The organism is Amycolatopsis sp. cmx-11-12 (genome assembly GCF_046269425.1).
Taxonomy (GTDB): domain Bacteria; phylum Actinomycetota; class Actinomycetes; order Mycobacteriales; family Pseudonocardiaceae; genus Amycolatopsis.
This window is the reverse complement of the sequence record NZ_JADNQM010000003.1, coordinates 397615-418663: the sequence shown is the minus strand read 5'-3', so window position 1 is coordinate 418663 and position 21049 is coordinate 397615. Positions and strand designations below refer to the sequence as shown.

Below are 21049 nucleotides of genomic sequence, written 5' to 3'. Positions count from 1 at the left end.
TGATCAACTGTCGAGGGCTCCCTCACGTTCCAGCCACCACACTGACAGCTCCCCACCCTGTTACACCACAACCACAATCGCCGCTGTCAACCACACTGACCAGCCCCAACAGGATGAAAAGCCCCCATTGGGGACATCACTGTCGGGGAACGACCGTGGGAGCCGTGTCGTGAAGGCCCCCTTCACACGGGTTAACCCTGGGCGCCCAGGGATTGCGCGGCGGCGAAGGTGTCCACCAGGCCGGCGCCCTTGTCGAAGCTCGACGTGTACGGCCCCGCCGCCACGTACGGCGAGCCGTTCGCGAACTTGTACGCCGTGGCCTTGATCGCGGCCTCGATGTCACCGGGGCTCGCGGCGGGCTCGACCTGGAACAGCTGCGCGACGATCCCGGTGATCTGCGGCGCCGCCATCGAAGTCCCGCTGATCACGTTGTAGGTGGCGAGATCCAGGAGTCCCGGGCCGTTCTTGGGCTGGAGGCCCTGCGTGCAGATCGGCTGCGTGGGACGACAGGAGGACAGGATGTTCTCTCCCGGCGCGGAAACGTCGGGCCAGGTCGCCTGGTCGGTCTTGAGGCCGCGCGAGGAGAAGTCGGACACCGTGCCGTCACGGGTGCCGGTCCCCTGGTCGTTGGACGACGCCACCGAAAGCACGCCCGGCGTCTGGTCCTGCCCCGGCGGGTTGGAGAGGTTCGCCGAACCGTCGCCGCCGTCGTTCCCGTTCGCCCACACCGTGACGACGCCTTCGGCGGCGAGCGCGCGCTGCAACTTCACCGTCGCCGAGTTCGGGTCGAAGGCGCCGCCACCGCTGGGACCGTAGGAGTTGTTGGTCACCCTGATCGGCGGGCACGCCGAAGCCGGGACTCCCGCGCCGCAGGGCGCCTTGTGGTTCTCCAGCACCCAGTTCAGCGCCGCGTCGGTGCCGAGCACGAGCAGTGCCGCCCCGGTCGAGACCGAGACGATCTTCGAGCCAGGTGCCGAGCCGCCGACCTTGGTGCCGTCGGTGAGGGTCAACTGGTTGCCCGCGGCGATGCCGGAGACATGCGTGCCGTGGCCGCCGAGGGAAAGGGTGTCGGTGTCGACGAACGTCGGCACGTCGACGATGCAGTTCGTCGCGGTCCCGTCGAGGCAGAGGCTCTTGAGGTTGCGTACCACCCGCGTCTTGCCGTCGGCGCCCTTGAACGCGGGATGCGTCGGGTCGATGCCGGTGTCGATGATCGCGACCGAGACCCCGCGGCCGTCCACGGGCGCGCCGGCGGAGTCCTTCAACGTCGTCTGCGTCTGCAAGCTCCGCGTCGCCGTGGTGCCGGCACTGCCGTGCGCCTTGAGCTTCTCGTTGCCTTCGACGTAGGTGACCCCGGTGGCCTCGCGGACCGCGCGCACCTGGTCCGCGGTGCCCCGGACGGCGACGACGCCGATCTTCGCGAACGAGGTGATCTTCGTGAGCCCGGTTTCCCGGGCGGCGCGTTCGGCGGTGGCGACGTCGTCGGCGTGCACGAGCGCGGTCACCGCCGTGGCGCCGGTGACGGCCGAGAGCAGCCGGGAGAGTCCGGGGGCGACGGGTGCGAGCGGTCCCGCGGCCTGCGCGGGGACCATGCCCGCGGCCGGGACGGCGAGCAGGGCGACGACGAGCGCGGCTCGTCGACGCCAGGTGAGAGATACGGCCATTGCGTTTCTCCTGGTGACAGGGGGCAAGGAACTGTCACCTACCAACGAGTACCACCCAGACGGGTGACGGTGCTCACGTGCATTACAACTTTTCGGAGCAACATCACCTCGCCTACCTGCGACGTGTCTGCCCTTGAATCGATACAGCGGCGCGGAGCGCCACCTTTGAGGGAGGTGGCGGGGGCATGGATGGACGTATGGAGGCGCTACTTTGTGCACCGAGACCGACGAGATGGGGAGGGGTTCGGTGCGACTCGTTCGCCTCGCTCAACAGCCGTCCCGGGTGGCCGAGGACGTCCGCGCCGCGCTGGCTTCACTCGGCAGGGGCAGCAATGTCGTCGGCGGGGTCGCCCTGGTCGGCGCCAGCCCGGTCGACGGGCGGCCTGTGGAGGCCGTCATCGTCATGCCCAAGGGTGTCCTCATCGTCATCGGCGTCGACCTGCCGGATCCGGCGCTGAAGCTCGAAGCCCCGCTCGGCGGGCCGTGGAAGGCCGACGGCTGGCCACTCGTCCACGGTGACACCTCGATCAACCCGGCCACCGACGCGCTCTCGCTGTCCGCCGCGTGCACGCACAAGATCTCGGACGTCGCCCCCGGCGCCGGGCCGATCGGCACGATCATCGCCGTCGGCCCGTATGTCGAGACGGTCGACCAGCCCGCCGCGGACCTCGCGGGCTCGGTCCGTGTTCTGTACCCGACGGCGACGACGATGCTCGCCGCGACGGTCTCGCTGGCCACCGGGCCCCGGCCCCGGTCGGTCCAGCAGGCGCGGGACCTGATCGCCGCGCTCGCGCCGGACGCGCCGCCGATGCCCGAAGAGATGTTGCTCGGCGAGGGGTTCAGCGCCTACTCCGACGACGAGCCGACGGTGATCCGCGAGAACCCGCTCGTCGCGATCGCGCCGACGGTTCCGGTGCAGCATCCGGGCAAGCCGAAAAGACAGGCGAAACCGGCCACGCCCGCGCCGCCCGCTCGGCAGGCTGTCGCCGCGAAGCCCGTTCCCCCGGTTGGACAGGCCCCGCCACCGGCGGCGGCTCCCGCTCCCGCCGAATCCGCACCGAAGGCGCCGCACCAGTCCAAGACGGTGAGGTGGCTCCCGCTCGCCGCGATCGGCCTGCTCATCGTGCTGCTGGTCGCGGCGATCAGCGTCGCCTCCGGCGGTGACGACACCGCGTCCACGGCGACTCCCCCGCCGACCCCGGCGACCAGTTCTCCCCCGCCGAGCAGCAGTGCCGTGGAGAACATCCAGTTCACCTCGCGGGCATCGGCCGCGGACCAGAAATGCGCGTCGCACGCGTACGGCGACGTCCAGTCGAGCCTTCAGCGGACGAGTTGCTCGGCGGTGAAACGGGCCAGCTTCGCCAGTTCGATCGACGGCCGGGCCGCCGCGGTGACGGTCGCCGTCGTGGAATTCCCCGATACCGAACAGGCCACCGCGTTCAAGGCGGCCGCCGATACTCCCGGCGGTGGCGGGATCCTCGACATCGCCACCGAGACCAACCAGTGGCAGGGCGACGTCCCGGTCTTCGAAGGCGCGGCCTACCAGAGCAGCCAGGACGGGAAGTCGGTCCGGCTGCTCCAGGTGGTGTGGGTGCCGGGACCGTCCACTCCGGACGATCCCGGCCTGGTCCGAGGCGCGAAGGCCGCCCTCGAACTCCCCGTTAACGGCTAGAGGCCGTACGCCTCCAGCAGGCGCAACCACACCTCACTGATCGTGGGGAACGACGGGACCGCGTGCCACAGCCGAGTGATCGGGACCTCCCCCACGATCGCGATCGTCGCCGCGTGCAGCAGTTCCGCCACGTCCTGCCCGACGAAGGTCGCGCCGACCAGGACACCGCGTTCGGTGTCGACGACGATCCGCGCCTTGCCCGCGTAGCCGTCCGCGTGCAGCGACGAACCGGCGACCGCGATGTCGATGTCGACGACGCGGTGCGGCTTGCCCTCCTCCGGCCCGGCGAGCCCGACCGAAGCGACCTCCGGGTCGGTGAACACGACCTGCGGGATGGCGTGGTGATCGGCGGTCGCGCTGTGCGCACTCCATGCCGCGGAATCGACCGGCTCGCCCGCGGCCTGCGCGGCCACCGAGTCACCGGTGGCTCGGGCGGCGTACTTGCCCTGGTGGGTCAGCGGCGCCCTGCCGGTGACGTCCCCGACGGCGAACAGCCAGTCACCGTCCACAGCGGACACACGGCCGTTGTCGTCCGTCGTGAGCGGCGTGCCCTCCTCGAGCCCCAGCGTCTCCACGCCGAGTCCGTCGGTCGCCGGGCGGCGGCCGGTGGCGACGAGCAGTTCGTCGACGAGCAACCGCTCGCCGCCTTTCAGTGTCAGTTCCTTACCATCGTCCACAACGGACACGGAGTCGAGACCGGAGCCGGTGTGCACGGTGACCCTGGCTTCGCGGAGTCCCGCGATGACGGCGTCGCCGACGAAGTCCGGCAGCCGCGGCAAGGGACGCTCGCCCGAGATGATCAGGTGGACTTCGGCACCGAGCGTGGCGTAGGCCTGCGCCATTTCGACGCCGACGACACCGCCGCCGAGTACGCCGAGGCGGCGCGGAACCTCTTCGGCCGACGTCGCCTCCCGTGAACCCCAGACGGAAATGGTGTCCAGTCCGGGGATCGACGGCGTTCGCGGGACACTGCCGGTGGCGACGATCACGGCGTGCCGCGCGGTCAGCACGTCACCGCCGTCGACCGTGACCTCCCGCTCACCGGTGATCCGGCCGTGCCCGCGGATCGGGGCGATCCCGACGCCCTCGGCCCACTTGACCTGTCCGGTGTCGTCTCCCTTGCCGGTGAACCAGTCCCGGCGCGCGAACACCTTGGCGGGGTCGACCGCGTCGCCGACCGGGACACCCGGCACCCGCTTGGCGGCGGCGAGGAGGAGCCCCGGCCGCAGCAACGCCTTGCTCGGAATGCAGGCCCAGTAAGAACATTCGCCGCCGAAGCGTTCGTGTTCGACGAGGGCGACCTTGAGCCCTCCGCGCGCGGCCCGTTCGGCGGCGACCTCGCCGACGGGGCCGCCTCCGATCACGATCACGTCAAAATCCTGTGCTGACATGCATTCAGCGCACACCACCGCGCAGCTTCGCGCAACCTGCCGCTATCCTCGTGTCGCTGCGTGAGTCATCAGCCGCGGGTTCAGGTTTCACCGTGCCGGTTACGCAGTAGAACGATCGAGCGCGGGAGGTTTTTTCATGGCCAGGAACACTGCTGTGCATTTGATGGACGATTTGACCGGCGAGGCGGCCGAGGAAACGGTCGCTTTCGGTTTGGACGGAATCGCCTACGACATCGACCTTTCGGCCGACAATGCCGCGGCACTCCGGGAAACCCTGCGTGCTTTCGTGGAGAACGGCCGTCGGATCGGCGGACGGAAACTCCGCCCGCGGGTCGTGCAGCGTCCCAAGGGCGCACGGGCGGCGAAGTCGACCCCGAAGACCGCGGCGACAGCCGCGAAGGCGGAGGCGAAGACGGCCGCGAAGCCGGGCCGCAAGCCCGCCGCGAAGGGCGTCGCGGGTCGCAAGCCCGCCGCCGCCAAAGCCGCACCCAAGACCGCGGCCGCGCCCAAGGCGGAGGCGAAGACCTCCACGCGGAGCACGGCGAAAGCCACCGCGGCCAAGGCGAAGACCTCCACCCGGAGCACGACGAAGGCCACCGCGGCCAAGGCTCCGGCCGGGCGCGCGAAGGCGGCTACCGCGACCAAGACCCCGGCGAAGACGACGGCCGCGAAGGCCGCTCCGAAGACGGCGGCCAAGACCACCACCGCCGCGAAGACGACCGCCGCCAAGGCCGCTCCCAAGGCCGCCGCGAAGACTCCGGCGAAGAAGGCCGCGGAGCCGAAGAAGACCAGCCGGGCCGCCCGCAAGGTGCCCGCCGTCACCTTCTCGGCCAAGGAAAAGTAAGTCAACGACAAAAGCCCTTTTTCGCGATGTCGAGTCTCGCGAAAAAGGGCTTTTCTCTATTTCGGGCTATTTGCGCTGAGCGCCTTCGGAATGCCATTCCGGGTAGTGGTACCGCGTGTGCTGGAGTGAGCGGTGCCACTCACGCTCCGCCTCCGCGGGCTTCCGGGTGGTGAGTTCACCCAGTTGCGCGGCCGCCGCCGAGCGGACCGCGGCCGTGACTTCGGCAACACCTTTGCGCAGGCCATGATCGGCGAGGGACGCGACCTGGCTCCGGTGCGAGTCGAGCGGACGGGGATCCGCCGGTGCCACGGTGAGATACCGGCCGACCCGTTCGGCCGCGGTCGAAACGAGCAAGGTCGAATGCGCGAGCAAGCCCGTTCGCGTCCGGAACACGGCGAAACCGCACAGCTTCGAGTCACCGACGAACAGTCCCCGATCACCGAGCCGCGACGGCAGCCCGAGTTCGGCCACCGTCGCGGTCATCAGTTCCCCGAGTGCCTCGAGCGGTTTGTTCGTCTGACCGGGCAGGACGAGGGTGATGTTGAGATTGCCGGGATCGTGGAACACCGTGCCGCCGCCGCTGGCCCGGCGCAGCACCGGGACGCCGTCGCTCGCACAGACGTCGGCCTTGACCTCGCGTTCGATCTTCTGCCCCCGCCCCACCACCACACAGTCGGTGTTGCGCCAGATCCACAGGACCGGCGCCTCCGGTGCGGCACGCAGGAGGGCTTCGTCGAACGCGAGGTTGTCGGCCGGGTCGCCGAACGAGGCGACGACTTCCGAGGGGCCGGTCACAGTGCTTTGAGTTCCTCCACGATCTCGCCCACCGACGATTTGGCGTCGCCGAAGAGCATGCTGGTCTTCGCATCGTAGAAGAGCTCGTTGTCGATGCCCGCGAAGCCCGAACTCATCGAGCGTTTGAGCACGATCACCGACCGGCTGTGGTTCACCTTGAGGATCGGCATCCCGTAGATGGGCGAGCCCGGATCGGTCTCCGCGGCCGGGTTCGTGACGTCGTTCGCGCCGATCACCAGCGCGACGTCGGTCTGGGCGAACTCGGAGTTGATCTCGTCCATTTCCTTGAGCTGCTCGTACGGGACGTCGGCCTCGGCGAGGAGGACGTTCATATGCCCCGGCATCCGGCCCGCGACCGGGTGGATCGCGTACTCGACCGTGATCCCCTTGGCCTCCAGCAGCTTCGCCATCTCGCGGACCACGTGCTGCGCCTGCGCGACGGCCATGCCGTAACCGGGCACGACCACGACCTTGTTGGCGTACGCCATCTGGATCGCGGTGTCGGAGGCGCTGGTGCTGCGGACCGGCCGGACCTCGCCGGACTTCCCGCTCGCGACCGCCATGCCGCCGCCGAACCCACCGGCGACGATGGCCGGGATCGACCGGTTCATCGCCTTCGCCATCAGGTTCGTCAGGATCGAACCCGACGCGCCGACGATCATGCCCGCCACGATCAGCGCGGTGTTGTCGAGCGCGAGCCCCATGGCCGCCGCCGACAGACCGGTGAGCGCGTTCAGCAGGGAGATGACGACCGGCATGTCCGCGCCGCCGATCGGCAGCACGACCACCACGCCGAGTACGCCGGCCGCGACCAGCAGGCCGATCATCAGCAGTTCGGCGTCGCCGCCGATGGCGATGACGACCGCGAAGACGATCGCGGCGATCAGCACCAGCGCGTTCACCGGCTGCTGCAACTTGCCCAGGGTGATCGGGCGGCCGGAGATGAGTTCCTGGAGTTTCCCGAACGCGATGTTGGAGCCCCAGAAGGACACCGAACCGACGATCGCGGCGAAGAGCGACGCGATCGCGACGTAGGCGGGCTCGTGCGCGTAGCCCTCCGTGGTGCGGAACTCGACCCAGGCGATGAGCGCGACCGCTCCGCCGCCGACGCCGTTGAACAGCGCCACCATCTGCGGCATCGCGGTCATCTTCACCTTGCGCGCGGACGGCACGCCGACGGCGACACCGATCGCGACGCCGAGGGCGATCAAGAGCCAGTTGCTCATACCTGGCGTCAAAAGCGTCGCGATCACCGCGATGCCCATACCGACGGCGGCGATCCAGTTTCCGCGCACCGCGGTGCGCGGACCGGTCAGGCCCATCAGGCCGTAGATGAACAGTGCGAAGGAAATGATGTAGAGGACGGCGATGAAGGTCGTCACTTGTCACCACCGTCTTCCGGCTTCTTCGCCTTGAACATCGAAAGCATCCGGTCGGTGACGAGGAAGCCGCCGACCACGTTGATCGTGCCGAAGGCGATCGCGATCACCAGCAGGATCTTGTTCAGTACGCCGTCCACCCCGAGGCCGAGCACGATCAGCCCGCCGAGCAGGACGATGCCGTGGATGGCGTTGGTCCCCGACATGAGCGGGGTGTGCAGGGTGTTGGGCACCTTCGAAATGACGGTGAAACCCACGAATCCGGCGAGTACGAGGATCGCCAAGCTGCCTACGAGCATCACTCGCCCCCTTCTTCTGCGGCGACCGGGGCCGCGCCTGCCACGCAGGCCCCGGCGACGATCTCGTCGGAGAAGTCGAGCGCGAGTTCGCCTTCCTTGTCGACGAGCAGTTCCAGCAGTTCGGTGACGTTGCGCGCGTACAGTTCGCTGGAATGCGCGGGCATCTCCGCGGCGAGATTGAGCGGCGAGCAGATGGTGACGTCGTGCTCGACGATCTCCTCGCCCGGTTTCGTCAGTTCGCAGTTGCCGCCGGACTCGCCGGCGAGGTCGACCACGACACCACCGGCTGGCATCCCCTTCACCGCGTCGGCGGTGACGAGGATCGGCGCCTTGCGGCCGGGGACGAGCGCGGTGGTGATCACGACGTCGAACCTCGTGATCGCCTCGGTGAGCCTGCGTTGCTGCTCGACCTTTTCCTCCTCGGTCAGCTCGCGGGCGTACCCGCCTTCACCGGCCGCCTCGATACCGAGGTCGAGGAATTTCGCGCCGATCGACTTGACCTGCTCGCCGACCTCGGGCCGGACGTCGTACCCGGTGGTCTGCGCGCCGAGCCGTTTCGCCGTCGCCAAGGCCTGGAGCCCGGCGACACCCGCGCCGAGCACGAGCACCTTCGCCGGTGGCACGGTGCCCGCCGCGGTGGTGAGCATCGGGAAGAAGCGGGTGAGTTTCTCCGCGGCCAGCAGAACCGCGCGATAGCCCGCGACACTGCTCTGTGACGACAACGCGTCCATGGCCTGCGCGCGCGAGATCCGGGGGATCGCCTCGACGGCGAAGGCGCGGACGCCCGCCGACTCCAGCGCCGCTATCCCGTCCGGATCGGCCCGTGGATTCAGGAAGCCGATGAGGATGGTGCCCTGCTTGAGCTTCGCGACTTCGGCCGCGCTCGGAGGCGCCACCTTCACCACGATGTCGGCATCCCACGCGTCGCCGATCACCGCGCCCGCCTGCTCGAAGACCTCGTCGGCGAGCAGCGCGCCGGCGCCCGCACCGGGCTCGACCACCACCCGCAGTCCGCGTCCTGAGACGCGCTCGATGAGCTTCGGTACCAGCGCGACGCGGCGTTCACCTTGTCCGGTCTCCCGGACAACACCGACCGTGAGCTGCTCGTTTTCTGCCGCCACAGGCGACCTCCTCGCTGGAGAGGACCACACGAACCCGCACTGTTTACCACGTCCGACCGACAACTTTCCTGGCTGAACGTATCCGGGCGGCATCTTTCCGTGACATCGCCCATCACGATCGATCCAGCCATCGATCCAGGTGTGCGACGTCATAAGGGGCTTATGGCAACGCTTTCCGCATCACGGAACGCTGCGCCAGTTCGGCACCCCCAGGAAGATCAACCGCAGCCGCCGTTCGGCCGTGCGCCCGATCTCGTCGTCACGCGAAGGCGCCTCGAGCAACTCCAGCACCGTCGTGAGCATGGTCGTCACGATCAGGTCGGCGAGCAGGTGGAGATCTTCGGTGCTCCATTCACGGAGATTGTCGAAGCGCGCCAGGTCGACGGCGAGCTCGCTGACGAACAGCTTCAGCTCGAACCCGATCGCCTGACGAACCGGCCCGGTGCCGCCGTAGCGCTCCCGTGTCAGGAAATGGAAGTGGTCCTCGTGCGCGCGCACGTGTTCCCGCAGGATGCGCACGGACGTCCGGATCATGTCGTTGTACGCGGCGGGCCGGGTGCGCGCGGAGCGGATCATCATGCGCAAAGTGCGCATCGACTCTTCCACGAGCGCGACGCCCAGTTCGTCCATCGACGCGAAATGGCGATAGAACGCCGTCGGCACGATCCCGGCCTGTTTCGCCACCTCACGCAGGCTCAGCCCGGAGAACCCGCGTTCCGCCACCAGGTCGAGGGCGGCGTCCAGCAGCGCCTGCCGCGTGCGCTGCTTGCGCTCCTGCCGGGAAACGGGCTCTGTCGTCACGACGGACAGCGTAATCGCCTCCGCACTATCAACCACGTCACATCGCCCACCTCTCGCGTTGACAAGCACGACCATCGCCACTTCACTGTTCAGTGTACAAGCGTTCACTGAATTCGGGAGAAGTGATGACGGCACTGGTACCGCGCAGGGCCAGGCGGCTGGCCTCGCTGGCCGAGGCCCTGCTCACGCCCCACGGAATGGACCGCTACCTCGAACTCGTCGACCCGATGCTGGTCCGCCGCGAGATCCGCGGCCTGGTCACCGGCGTCCGGCGCCAGACGTCCGACACGGTCACGCTGACGATCAAGCCGAGCCGGGCCTGGCGCGGGCACGTCGCGGGCCAGTACGTGCGGGTGACCGTCGAGATCGACGGCGTCCGCCGGACCCGCTGCTACTCGCCCGCCGGTTCGGAGCACGACGGCACACTGGAACTGACCATCAAGGCCGACCCTCAGGGCCTCGTCTCACGGCATCTGAACCGCACGGTCACGACCGGTTCCGTGCTCGGACTGTCCACTCCGGACGGTGAGTTCACCCTGCCGTCGCCGAGGCCGCGGCGGATCCTGCTGCTGAGCGGCGGAAGCGGGATCACGCCCGTCCTGTCGATGCTGCGCACGCTGGCGGACGAGCAGTACGACGGCGAAGTCGCCTTCCTGCACTACTCCAACACCGCCGACGACACGCTCTACCGCGCCGAACTCGGCGACCTCGCCCGCCGCCTGCCCGGTCTGCGGGTGGTACACGCGTTCACTCACGCGAAAACCGGCGGCGACCTGCACGGGTTCTTCTCGAAAGGACACCTCGCGGAGGCCGCGCCCTGGTACCCCGACGCCGAGACCTTCCTGTGCGGTCCGAAGCCGCTGATGGATTCCGTCCGCGAGGCGTTCGAGGCCGACGGCATCGGTGCACATCTGCACACCGAGGAGTTCACGCCGCCGGCGCTCACCTTCGACACCGAGAACGCCGAAGGGCAGGTCCGGTTCGCGCGCAGCGGCCGCGAGTTCGAGAACTCCGGGAAGCCGTTGCTGGAGCAGGCCGAAGACGCGGGGCTGAGCCCGGAACACGGTTGCCGGATGGGCATCTGCTTCTCCTGCACGCAGATCAAGACCTCCGGCTGTGTGCGCAACGCCAAGACCGGCGAAACCTCCAGCGAAGAGAACGAAGAGATCCAGCTCTGCATCTCCGTCCCGGTCGGGGACGTCGAGATCAACGCTTAGAAAGGACCTGCTCATGACCGGCTTGCAGGACAAGCTCACTCCCGCCCAGGTCGAGGAGTTCGGCCGCGAACTGGACGAGATCCGGCAGCGGATCGTCGCCGACCTCGGCCAGGTGGACGTCGACTACATCCACAACGTCATCAAGACGCAGCGCGCGCTCGAGGTCGCCGGCCGCGGGCTGCTGTTCGCCGGATTCTTCCCGCCCGCGTGGATCGCCGGGGTGACCGCGCTTTCGGTGGCGAAGATCCTCGACAACATGGAGATCGGCCACAACGTCATGCACGGCCAGTACGACTGGACGCGTGACCCGGCGCTGAGCTCGCAGAAGTTCGAGTGGGACAACGTCGCCCCCGCCGAGAACTGGCGCCATTCGCACAACTACATCCACCACACCTATACCAACATCCTCGACAAGGACCGCGACGTCGGTTACGGCATCCTGCGGATCGACCCGGCCCAGAAATGGCATCCGTACTACCTCGGCAACCCGGTGTACGCCGTGGTGCTGGCGTTCATCTTCCAGTGGGGCGTCATGCTGCACGACCTCGAGTTCGACCGCGTCGTCAAGGGCGAGCGCAAGTGGTCGGACAACAAGGAGGTCGGCCTGAAGATGCTCAAGAAGGCCGGTCGCCAGGTCGGCAAGGACTACGTGCTCTTCCCGCTGCTGACCGGTCCGCTCGCGCCGCTGACCTTCCTCGGTAACGCCACCGCGAACCTGACCCGCAACCTGTGGGCGTTCTCGATCATCTTCTGCGGGCACTTCCCCGCCGACGTCGAGAGCTTCACCGAGGAGGAGACCGAGAACGAGTCGCGCGGCCAATGGTACCTGCGGCAGATCCTCGGCTCGGCGAACATCACCGGCGGCAAGCTCTTCCACATCATGTCCGGGAACCTCTCGCATCAGATCGAGCATCACCTCTTCCCGGACATCCCGGCGCGCCGCTACCCGGAGATCGCGGGCGAGGTGCGGGCGATCTGCGAGAAGTACGGCCTGCCGTACAACACCGGCCCGCTGCACAAGCAACTGTTCTCGGTGGCCAAGAAGCTCGTGAAACTGGCCATGCCCTGGAACGGTGAACCCCGCACTCCCGCTACCGTGGAGAGCGACAAGACCCTCCGAGCGGCTTAAGGTGTCTGACATGGTCGGTCAGTTCGAAAGCACCAAAGACGTGGTCCAAGAGGTCACCGAGTCGGCGGCCACCCACATCGGCAACATCGCGACGATCATCACCGGCGCGATCCGGGACATCGCCCGCGAGACCGGCGACTGGCTGACGGACGTCATCGAGATGCGCGAGGCGTCCCAGCGGGCGCAGGCGGACGAACAGCTCCGCGAAGACTAGGGAAACCTGGATGGGCGCGAGGCGGGTGGCCACGGCAGGCTGAAGCCGTGACCACCCGCCTCGTCCTGCCCCGGTTCGCCGGCCGCGTCCTCAGCGCGCAGCTGAACCGCGCGTACTGGGCGGAGCTGGTATGGGTGATCATCGGCGCGCCGCTGACGCTGGTGTTCGTCGCGCTCGTCGTCGTCGGACTGGTCCTCGGGATCGGCTTGAGCCTGTTGACCATCGGGCTGCCGGTGCTCATCGGCGTCCTGGCGGGCGCGCGGCTGATCGGCGTCGCGCATGTCGGCCTGGCCCGCGCCCTGCTCGGAACGACCGTCACGCCGCCGCCGAGGCCCGAGCTGCGGCCGGGTCTGTGGAACGGGATCAAGAGCAAGATCGGCGATCCGATCGGCTGGCGATCGATCGCCTACCTGGTGATCCGGCTGCCGCTGTCGTTCATCGAGTTCTTCCTGGTCGCGACCCTGCTCGTGTACGCCGTGAGCACGCTGACCTACCCGATCTTCTGGTTCACCCTCGAAGGTGACGCCATGCCGTCGTTCGACCTCCGCGTCGACACCTGGCCCCTCACCCTGCCGCTCGCCCTCACCGGGCTGGCCGTACTGCTGGCGATGCCTTGGATCGTCCACGGCCTGACCGAACTCGACCGCCTGCTGGTGCGCGGGGTCCTCGGCGCCGAAGACCTCTCCAAGCGCGTACGCGATCTCGAACGCAGCCGGGCGACCGCCGTCGACGACGCGACGCGGCGGCTGCGCCGGATCGAACGCGATCTGCACGACGGCGCGCAGGCCCAGCTGGTCGCGCTGGCGATGAAGCTCGGCATCGCGAAGGACGAACTGTCCGGCGGAGGCGACGTCGACCAGGTCAACGCCCTGGTCACCGCCGCGCACGCCAACGCGAAACAAGCGCTGGTCGAACTGCGCGACCTCGCCCGCGGCATCCACCCCGCCGCGCTCGACGCCGGACTCGACGTCGCACTGTCCACTTTGGCCGCCGGCTCGGGCATCGACGCGCGGATCACCGTGGACCTGCCGAGCAGGCCGTCGCCGTCGATCGAGACCATCGCCTACTTCACCGTCGCCGAACTGCTGACCAATGCCGCCAAACACACTTCGGCCGCGATCGAGATCGAAGTGGGTATCGTCGACGACGGCTTGCGGCTCGTGGTGCGGGACGGCGGCGAAGGTGGGGCCCGGCTGGAACGCGGGGGCGGGCTCGCCGGGATCGCCGAGCGGCTCACGACCGTCGACGGCGGGCTCGACATCGACAGTCCTCCGGGAGGGCCTACGGTGATCAGCGCGGAGATTCCACTACGGAAATAGAACATGGGGGGCGGCGTGCGCGTCGTGATCGCGGAGGATTCGGCCATCCTGCGGGCGGGACTGGTCGAACTGCTGAACCTTCGGGGACACGAGGTCGTCGCGGCCGTCGCCGACGGCGACAGCCTGTGCGAAGCGGTCCGCGCCCACCGACCGGATGTGTCCATTGTGGACATCCGGATGCCGCCGACGCACACCGACGAAGGCCTGCGCGCGTCGATCGCGCTGCGCGCGGAACTGCCGGGGTGCGCGATCCTGCTGTTCTCACAGTACGTCGAGACGCAGTACGCGACGGAACTCCTGGCCGACCGCGCGGGCGGCGTCGGCTACCTGCTGAAGGACCGCGTCGCGGAGGTGTCCGACTTCCTCGACGCGCTACGGCGGGTCGCCGAGGGCGAGACCGTGCTCGACCCGGAGGTGGTCAGCCAGCTCTTCAGCGCCACACGGAAAACGGACGCGCTCGCCGGGCTGACCCCGCGGGAACGGGAAGTGCTGGGCCTGATGGCCGAGGGACGGTCGAACTCGGCCATCGCGGCGGGACTGTTCCTTTCGGCGGGCTCGGTGGAGAAGTACGTGTCGAGCATCTTCGGGAAGCTGGCGCTGCCTCAGTCCGAAGGGGACAACCGGCGGGTGCTGGCGGTGCTGCGGTACCTGGAGTCTTAGCGCAGGCTTTCCAGTTTCGCGACGACATCGGCGAGGGGTTGCCGCGTGTCGATGACGACGGTGGCGGACTCACGCAAGAGCGGTTCTTCAGTGCGTTCGTGTTCGGCGATCCAGCCCGCCGCTGTCGGTGTCGACAGTGCGGAAACCCTTGCGCTCCAGGGCTTCGAGGGCGGTCAGCAAAGTGTCGTGTTCGGGGCGCGGGGCCGGACCTCGTCCCTCACAGTCCCGCACGAAAGTCCCTGTGACCACCGGATCCGGAGGGTGTGTGGAAATAGGGACACTCAACGTCCCTATTTCCACACACCCCTCACCCGACGCCACGTTGCCTTACCTCTCAATAGAACGCGAAGCGTCACTCAGACCGCCGCGCAGGCGCCGTTGCTTGCGGCGCACGATCTCGCTACCGCGGCTCCACCGGAACCCCACCCATTTCGGCATCCTCCGGCAGGCACAACTGCACCCAAGCGACATCCCACCAAGCCCCGTGTTTGTACCCGATCCGCCGATAGGTCCCCACCGGCTCGAACCCCATCGCCGCGTGCAGCCCGGCGCTCGCGTCGTTCGGCAGCACCATTCCCGCGCAGAAGTTTCTGAATCCGCGGGACGCCAGCCTGTCCAGCAGCGCCTGATAGAGCGCGCGTCCGCCGCCGGTCCGCCGTCGGCCCAGCTCCAGATAAATACTGACCTCGCATGACCAGCGATAGGCAGGACGGCCACTGAACGGGCCTCCGTAGGCGTAGCCGGCGACGCGGCCTTCGTCGTCTTCGAGCACGAGCCACGCGTGCGATCGCTGCGCCTTGGCGATGCGCTCGGCCATCTCGTCCGGTTTGGGCGGCTCGGTCTCGAACGAGATCACCGTGTCGGTGACGTACGGCGCGTAGACCTCCGCGCACGCCCCCGCGTCGTCTTCCGTCGCTTCTCTGATCACCATGACAACCATAGTAACCGAGATTGCCACTATAGTGGGCAGCATGTCGGATCCCTTGTCCGCGTCGCTCGCCGCGACGCTCCAGTCCGCGAGACTCGACCAGAACCTCTCGGCCAACGCCCTCGCCGAGCTGTCCGGCGTGTCCAGGGCGATGATCGGCAAGATCGAACGCGGCGAGGCGCAGCCAACGGCCGTCCTGCTCAGCAGGCTTTCGGCCGCGCTCGGGATGACGTTGTCCGAGCTGGTCGCGCGCGCCGAACACGGTGACCGGCGGCTCGTGCGCGTGGCCGACCAGCCGACATGGACCGACCCGGACACGGGATACGTGCGCCGCGCCGTCTCCCCGTCGCTCGGCGGGCCGCTGGAACTCGTCGAGGTCGTGCTGCCCGCGGGCGCCGAGGTTTCCTTCCCCGCCCACACCTACGCGCTGACGCACCACCAGATCTGGGTACTGGACGGGCATCTGCGGTTCCGCGAGGGCGACGTCGAGCACGAACTCGGCGCGGGCGACTGCCTGCAGCTCGGCACGCCGCAGCCGTGCGCCTACGTCAACCCGACCGACCACCCGGTGCGATATTTGGTCGCCCTCGCCCGGCGCCACGCCTGATACTCGGGTGATGGATCCCCGGGCCCTCGCGTACGTCGCGGCGAAAACACGTGGCGGACACGAAGCCGGACTGCCGGTGACCCTGCACTTCCATCCGGATCGATCCACAGTGGACGGACGCCCACTGCTGGCGGCCATGGCCGAGGACGGCTTCTATCGCAGCCAATTCGAAACGGGAACGAGCAACGGCGGACTGACCGCGTACCCCGGTGGAGATCGCTGGCAGTGGGAAAGCCGGATGTTCGGCGGCGCCTACGATGACGCGGCGCCCGCCGAACGGCCGAAATACGGGGCGCTCAATTTCCGGCGCCGCGCGGTCGGCGGGGCACCAAGGTTCGGCTCCGCCCACTTCCGGATGGCGGCGCACACCGTCGAGCGGACCACCTTCTGCTACCCGGACAGTGTGCTGGACCCGTCGGATTTCGGCCACGGCACCAGGGTTTCCGCACTCATCGCGCTGGCAGATCAGGACGACACGGATCTTCTCGACGACTACATCGAAGCGCACGTTCACGGTCCGATCGACCTGAAGACAGACGTCGAAGCCGTCGTGCTCGACCCGAGTCACCGTGACACCGACGTCGAAAGGGCCGCGCGCAGGCTGGGTTGTCCGGTCGAATGGCATCCGGGTTTCCGCCTGTCCACCGAAGAACTCCGACGACATCCCGCGTACCGAGGTCCCGAATTCGTCGAACTCGGTCTGGCCCTGGCGGAAGACGGCTACCTCGACCCGCGCGTCCTCGGCGACGCCGACCACCGAGACCCGCAAGCCCTGAAACGCGTCTGGCACTACGTCGCGCGCTTCGGGGTACTACCGTGAAGAGCATGTACTCCACGGAGATCGAGGTGCGCACCGGCAGCGTGGCCGTGGTGCACAACCTGACCAAGGACGCCGAGACCTTCCTGCGCGACGCGGACGCCGAGGACGGAATCCTGCACGTCTTCGTCCCGCACGCGACGTCCGGGCTGGCGATCCTCGAAACCGGTGCGGGCAGCGACGAAGACCTGCTCAAGGCACTCGACGACCTGCTGCCCCGCGACGACCGCTGGGAGCATCAGCACGGCAGTCCCGGTCACGGCCGTGACCACGTCCTGCCCGCGCTGCTGCCCCCGTACGCGACGATCCCGGTACTCGGCGGCGTGATGACGCTGGGCACCTGGCAGTCGGTCTGCTTAGTGGACACCAACGTGGACAACCCGGTCCGGCGTGTCCGTTTCAGTCTCCTGGAGGGCTGACCGGCCCGGCCACAGCGCGAGCAGCAGCCCGGCCGCGAGCAGTCCGGCGAGCACCCAGACCCCGGTCGTGACGTCCGGGGCGCCGGGCACGCCTTGCAGCAGGCTCCGGAGACCTTCGGCGGAGAACCGGAACGGCGTCCAGGACCACAACACCGCGCGGTACGCGGGGTTCAGCAGTTCCGGCACCTGCCCGGCGACGGCGGGCGCGACGAGGTAGAGCGGGCCGAGGATCGCCATCGCCCGGACGCCGAGCAGTCGCAGCAGACCGGTTTGCAGGGCGGCGAATCCGGTCGAAGCCAGGAAAAGGAAGCCGAGGACGTCCCAGCCGAGCGGAAGCGAGGAGTCCCACAGCTTCAGGAATCCGGCCAGGACTCCGGTGACCAGCACGCCGGCCGAAACGATCTGCGTGAAGCGGGCGGCGAATCCCGCCTCCCTGCCGATCCGCCGTCCGGCCAGGATCAGCACGGCGCCCGCGGCAAGGCAGCCGACCCAGGCCAGCGCGCTCAGCGCGAGCGGCGCGACCCGGCCCGCCGCGGTGGCGGGGTGCAGCGTCTCGACCTTCGGCGTCCCGCCCAGCGTCTGCGCGACGCCGGTCAGCACCTGCTGCGCGATCTGCGCACCGGACGGGTTCACCGCCCCGGAGACCACGACCGTGGACGGTAATTCAAGGACGCCGTAGACCTCCTTGTCCTCCAACAGTTTCCGGCCTTCCTCGGGAGAGGTCACCCGCCAGGAGACCTGGCCTCCGCCGTGGGAGGCGATCCCGTTCGCGGCCGCTTGGAGTGGCCCCGGCGGCGCGGCCACGGCGACAGGGAGACCGTCGGGCGCGACGGTGGCTTGCGCGCCGAAGGTGAGAAAGCCGAGTACGACGGCGACCAGCGCACCGGCCACCGCGGCGAGTAAGGCGAACGCCCCGGCGGGGCGACGGCTCGGGGTAGTCATGACCGTCCTCCATTTATTCGTCGCTTGTTGAATTAGCTGCCAAGGTAAGCGTCCGCCCAGCAGAAGTCAACAGACGTTGAATAAGCTTCCCGGTACCGTCGATCACGTGACTACTCCGCACCGGCTCGTGCTGTGGGACATCGACCAGACCCTCGTGGACCTGCGAGGCGTCGGTGCCGCCTGGTACACGGCCGCGCTCGCCGAAGTCGCGGGCGTCGAACTGCGGCGACTGCCGAGTTTCGGCGGCCGCACCGAACGCGCCATCAGCGCGGACATCCTGTCCTCGCACGGCGTCGAGCCCACCGAGGAGAACGTCCGCAAGCTCTGGCTCGCGCTGGTCGCGGTCTCCGAAAGCCACGCCCCGACGCTGTCCGCGAACGGCCGGGCGCTCCCGGGCGCCAAAGACGCGCTGAACGACTTCGCCACGCACGGCGGCATCGTCCAGACGCTGGTCACCGGAAACCTGCCGGAGATCTCCGTGCACAAGCTGACCGCGTTCGACCTGCACGAGCACGTCGACTTCGAGATCGGCGGCTACGGCTCGCTTTCGGCACACCGGCCCGACCTGGTGCCCGCCGCCGTCGGCCACGCTTCGGAGAAGCACGGCACCGATTTCGCACCAACGTCGGTCGTCGTCATCGGCGACACCCCGGACGACGTGCGGGCCGCGCTCGACAACGGCGCCGTCGCGGTGGCCGTGGCGACCGGGCAGTTCAGCGCGGAGGAACTGGCCGACGCGGGCGCGCACACCGTGCTCGGCGACCTCTCCGACCTGGCAGCGGTACGTGCGGCCGTGCTCGGGGGCGCCAACTAAGTGGTTGCCGCCGGAAGTCCTTCGGGGGTATTCGGCGGATCCAGGTTTCTGATGGGCGCGCGGCCGGAAGGTCCTCGTACCGGTGTTGTACTCGGGCCTTTCGGCCGTGCGTCCATCAGGAAGCTGGGCCGTCGAGACCTCCGGAGGACTTCCGGCGGTGACCACTAAGCTCGCTCCATGGCATACCCAGGCGGCAACGGCTGGCCGGAGCAACCGCAGCAGCCCTATCAGCAGCAACCCCCGCAGCAGGGGTATCCGCCGCAGAACCCGCCTCAGTACGGCCAGTACCCGCAGGACCCCCAGCAACAGTACTTCCAGCAGTTCCCGCAGCAGACCTACCAGGGTTTCGCGCCGGAACCGCCGAACAAGGGCAAGAAGGGCCTTTGGATCGGCCTCGGGGCGCTCGTCGTGGTCATCGCCGTCGGTGCCACGCTTTTCTTCGTCCTGCGTGACGGCGACGATCCGCAGCCCCAGGCCGCTCCGCCCGCTTCCTCCGAACCGGCGCCGCCGTCGTCCTCGGCGGCGAAACCGCCGTCCACGAGCAGCGGAGCCCCCAAAGACAACAAAGTCCCCTCGACGACACCCGGTTGGCAGGGGATCCTGTCAACCAAGGACAAAACGGCCTACGACCTGCCCGCGACCGGCTGGGAGACCAAGCCGGGTCAGATCGTCGGCTACAACGAGGGCGAGTTCAAGATGGTCATCCACGAGGCGTCGACGTACAAACTCGGCGCCTGCCCGGATGCCCGGGGCTCGAATCGCGGTGTCGTCGGCTTCGCCACCGCCGACCAGATCCCGGTCGAGAACGCCGCCAGGGGCGCCGTCCGGCTCTGGATCCAGTCCGCGACCGGCAAGTCCGACGTCCCACTGCCCGAGATCAAGCAGGTCCCGATCGCGGGTGGCTCGATCCAGGGGGTCAGTTCGACCGGGACGTTCACCCCGGCCGAGACCGAGGACTGCCGGGCACCGAGCGTGAAGGTCACCTCGGCCGCGTTCAAGTCCGGCGACCAGACCATCTGCTTCGTCATGGCCTTCGACCAGGGCACGCCCGACGCGTTGCCCGAGGCGGACGCCCAAAAGATCCTCGCGAGTTTGAGGCCGCAGCAATGACCGGCCCCGGTGGGCGCCCTGACGAACCGCGACTGTGGTTCGTCGATCCGCTCACCGGGCAGCCGCTCGAAACCGAAGCCGAACGGACAGGACCGCTTCCGGCCGTCCGGGACGCCGTCCCGCCGCGCCGTCGCCCTCGCCTCTTGCCGACGCTGGGTGTCATCGGGCTGGCCATCGTCCTCGCGGTCGGCACGACGGCCACCTACCAGGCCAAGACCGCGGCCCCGCCACCGTCCGCCGAGGTTCTCGTCCTTCCCGATCCGGTCATGCCCACCCGGATCCAACCGGTGATCGCGGGCTGGCAACCGGTGCTGTCCGACGATCACCCGCTCGTTTTCGACGCCCCGCCGGACTGGAAGATCGAAGAACCCGACGTCGCCATCGGATTCGAGACACCGGCGGGTGAACTCGTCACCTTGCAGGGCGTCGCCCGGTTCCGACGCGACTTCTGCCCGGGGTCCGAACTCTCGGCGCGGGCGATGGCGGGGATCACCACCATCGACGAGGGCGAGGTCGACGGCATCGCCCAGGCGGCGGAGGAAACGACCCTGCGGTGGGCCGAAGCCGCGTACGGCTCCGTCGGTGGCGGACAGGGCCCGAAGACCGAAATCGGCACGTCCGGGCCGGTGACCGTGCTCGAAGGCGGCATGATCGCCACCGCCGTGACCACCACCGTCCTCCCCACCGCGAGCGGACGGTGCCCGGCGCCGTCGGTCGCGATCACCGCGATCGCCCTCCCCTTGCGCGCCCTGCCCGGCTCCGGCCGCTACCACGTCCTTCTGGTACTCGCGGACCAGGAGATCGACGGCGCGGTAGCCAGGGACATCGTCCTCAAGATGGGTGAGAGCATCCGTCGGGAGTAGCACTCCCCTAAGGGAAATATGGGTCCCGTGCCGGATGTGTCCGA

The 21049-nt window shown here is 68.6% G+C and carries 22 protein-coding genes; 13 read left to right on the top strand and 9 right to left on the bottom strand.

All coding sequences use genetic code 11. The features are described from left to right. Positions 1-191: 191 nt before the first annotated feature. Positions 192-1664: a S8 family serine peptidase gene (locus ACLARN_RS06520; protein ID WP_409490365.1), complete on the bottom strand. Its 1473-nt coding sequence runs from the start codon at positions 1662-1664 to the stop codon at positions 192-194. Positions 1665-1896: 232 nt separating this feature from the next. Between ACLARN_RS06520 and ACLARN_RS06515 the strand changes: the two genes are divergently transcribed. Further along, complete coding sequence (locus ACLARN_RS06515; protein ID WP_409490386.1) at positions 1897-3336, top strand: hypothetical protein; 1440 nt, start codon at positions 1897-1899, stop codon at positions 3334-3336. On the opposite strand, the gene ACLARN_RS06510 is transcribed toward ACLARN_RS06515, so the two are convergent. Then, the gene (locus ACLARN_RS06510) at positions 3333-4706 is read right to left on the bottom strand and encodes a dihydrolipoyl dehydrogenase family protein (protein ID WP_409490364.1); all 1374 of its coding nucleotides are present in this window, start codon (positions 4704-4706) and stop codon (positions 3333-3335) included. The genes ACLARN_RS06515 and ACLARN_RS06510 overlap by 4 nt on opposite strands. A gap of 157 nt (positions 4707-4863) precedes the next feature. On the opposite strand from ACLARN_RS06510, the gene ACLARN_RS06505 reads away from it, so the two are divergent. Further along, positions 4864-5571 (top strand): histone-like nucleoid-structuring protein Lsr2, encoded by a 708-nt coding sequence (locus tag ACLARN_RS06505; protein WP_409490363.1) that lies wholly within the window; start codon positions 4864-4866, stop codon positions 5569-5571. Between the two features lie 66 nt (positions 5572-5637). Here ACLARN_RS06505 and ACLARN_RS06500 read toward each other — a convergent pair whose 3' ends face one another. The 5 genes from ACLARN_RS06500 to ACLARN_RS06480 all read right to left on the bottom strand — a co-directional run bounded on the left by ACLARN_RS06500 (position 5638) and on the right by ACLARN_RS06480 (position 10002). Beyond that, positions 5638-6366, bottom strand: coding sequence for a biotin/lipoate A/B protein ligase family protein (locus ACLARN_RS06500; RefSeq protein ID WP_409490362.1), 729 nt, complete (start codon positions 6364-6366; stop codon positions 5638-5640). Continuing rightward, positions 6363-7748: an NAD(P)(+) transhydrogenase (Re/Si-specific) subunit beta gene (locus ACLARN_RS06495; RefSeq protein ID WP_409490361.1), complete on the bottom strand. Its 1386-nt coding sequence runs from the start codon at positions 7746-7748 to the stop codon at positions 6363-6365. The genes ACLARN_RS06500 and ACLARN_RS06495 overlap by 4 nt, the downstream gene beginning before the upstream one ends. Next, entirely contained in the window at positions 7745-8044 is a 300-nt protein-coding gene (locus ACLARN_RS06490; protein ID WP_007032801.1) for an NAD(P) transhydrogenase subunit alpha, read from the bottom strand. The genes ACLARN_RS06495 and ACLARN_RS06490 overlap by 4 nt, the downstream gene beginning before the upstream one ends. Then, positions 8044-9165, bottom strand: coding sequence for a Re/Si-specific NAD(P)(+) transhydrogenase subunit alpha (locus tag ACLARN_RS06485; RefSeq protein WP_409490360.1), 1122 nt, complete (start codon positions 9163-9165; stop codon positions 8044-8046). Before ACLARN_RS06485 ends, ACLARN_RS06490 begins: the two co-directional genes overlap by 1 nt. 180 nt (positions 9166-9345) lie before the next feature. Further along, complete coding sequence (locus tag ACLARN_RS06480; protein WP_409490359.1) at positions 9346-10002, bottom strand: TetR family transcriptional regulator; 657 nt, start codon at positions 10000-10002, stop codon at positions 9346-9348. An 89-nt stretch (positions 10003-10091) separates the two neighbouring features. On the opposite strand from ACLARN_RS06480, the gene ACLARN_RS06475 reads away from it, so the two are divergent. The 5 genes from ACLARN_RS06475 to ACLARN_RS06455 are packed head-to-tail and all read left to right on the top strand — an operon-like array spanning position 10092 to position 14505. Next, positions 10092-11183, top strand: coding sequence for a ferredoxin reductase (locus ACLARN_RS06475; RefSeq protein WP_409490358.1), 1092 nt, complete (start codon positions 10092-10094; stop codon positions 11181-11183). A 13-nt stretch (positions 11184-11196) separates the two neighbouring features. Further along, the gene (locus tag ACLARN_RS06470) at positions 11197-12312 is read left to right on the top strand and encodes a fatty acid desaturase family protein (protein ID WP_409490357.1); all 1116 of its coding nucleotides are present in this window, start codon (positions 11197-11199) and stop codon (positions 12310-12312) included. 10 nt (positions 12313-12322) lie between these two features. Next, on the top strand, positions 12323-12526 hold the full coding sequence (locus ACLARN_RS06465) for a hypothetical protein (protein WP_076155206.1): 204 nt from the start codon (positions 12323-12325) through the stop codon (positions 12524-12526). 47 nt (positions 12527-12573) lie between these two features. Beyond that, complete coding sequence (locus ACLARN_RS06460; RefSeq protein ID WP_409490356.1) at positions 12574-13845, top strand: sensor histidine kinase; 1272 nt, start codon at positions 12574-12576, stop codon at positions 13843-13845. Positions 13846-13860: 15 nt separating this feature from the next. Then, the gene (locus ACLARN_RS06455) at positions 13861-14505 is read left to right on the top strand and encodes a response regulator (RefSeq protein ID WP_409490355.1); all 645 of its coding nucleotides are present in this window, start codon (positions 13861-13863) and stop codon (positions 14503-14505) included. A gap of 400 nt (positions 14506-14905) precedes the next feature. On the opposite strand, the gene ACLARN_RS06450 is transcribed toward ACLARN_RS06455, so the two are convergent. After that, positions 14906-15445: an N-acetyltransferase family protein gene (locus ACLARN_RS06450; protein ID WP_409490354.1), complete on the bottom strand. Its 540-nt coding sequence runs from the start codon at positions 15443-15445 to the stop codon at positions 14906-14908. 31 nt (positions 15446-15476) lie between these two features. On the opposite strand from ACLARN_RS06450, the gene ACLARN_RS06445 reads away from it, so the two are divergent. The 3 genes from ACLARN_RS06445 to ACLARN_RS06435 are packed head-to-tail and all read left to right on the top strand — an operon-like array spanning position 15477 to position 17276. Continuing rightward, a complete protein-coding gene (locus tag ACLARN_RS06445) occupies positions 15477-16040 on the top strand; it encodes a helix-turn-helix domain-containing protein (RefSeq protein WP_409490353.1) in 564 nt (187 codons plus the stop codon). Positions 16041-16050: 10 nt separating this feature from the next. After that, entirely contained in the window at positions 16051-16860 is an 810-nt protein-coding gene (locus tag ACLARN_RS06440) for a DUF3626 domain-containing protein (protein WP_409490352.1), read from the top strand. 5 nt (positions 16861-16865) lie between these two features. Further along, positions 16866-17276: a secondary thiamine-phosphate synthase enzyme YjbQ gene (locus ACLARN_RS06435; protein ID WP_409490351.1), complete on the top strand. Its 411-nt coding sequence runs from the start codon at positions 16866-16868 to the stop codon at positions 17274-17276. On the opposite strand, the gene ACLARN_RS06430 is transcribed toward ACLARN_RS06435, so the two are convergent. Beyond that, complete coding sequence (locus ACLARN_RS06430; protein WP_409490350.1) at positions 17214-18218, bottom strand: ABC transporter permease; 1005 nt, start codon at positions 18216-18218, stop codon at positions 17214-17216. The genes ACLARN_RS06435 and ACLARN_RS06430 overlap by 63 nt on opposite strands. Positions 18219-18345: 127 nt before the next feature. On the opposite strand from ACLARN_RS06430, the gene ACLARN_RS06425 reads away from it, so the two are divergent. The 3 genes from ACLARN_RS06425 to ACLARN_RS06415 all read left to right on the top strand — a co-directional run bounded on the left by ACLARN_RS06425 (position 18346) and on the right by ACLARN_RS06415 (position 21005). Continuing rightward, positions 18346-19032: an HAD hydrolase-like protein gene (locus tag ACLARN_RS06425; RefSeq protein WP_409490385.1), complete on the top strand. Its 687-nt coding sequence runs from the start codon at positions 18346-18348 to the stop codon at positions 19030-19032. A gap of 177 nt (positions 19033-19209) precedes the next feature. Beyond that, positions 19210-20142: a hypothetical protein gene (locus ACLARN_RS06420; protein ID WP_409490349.1), complete on the top strand. Its 933-nt coding sequence runs from the start codon at positions 19210-19212 to the stop codon at positions 20140-20142. Beyond that, positions 20139-21005: a hypothetical protein gene (locus ACLARN_RS06415; protein ID WP_409490348.1), complete on the top strand. Its 867-nt coding sequence runs from the start codon at positions 20139-20141 to the stop codon at positions 21003-21005. Before ACLARN_RS06420 ends, ACLARN_RS06415 begins: the two co-directional genes overlap by 4 nt. The last annotated feature ends 44 nt before the right edge of the window (positions 21006-21049 follow it).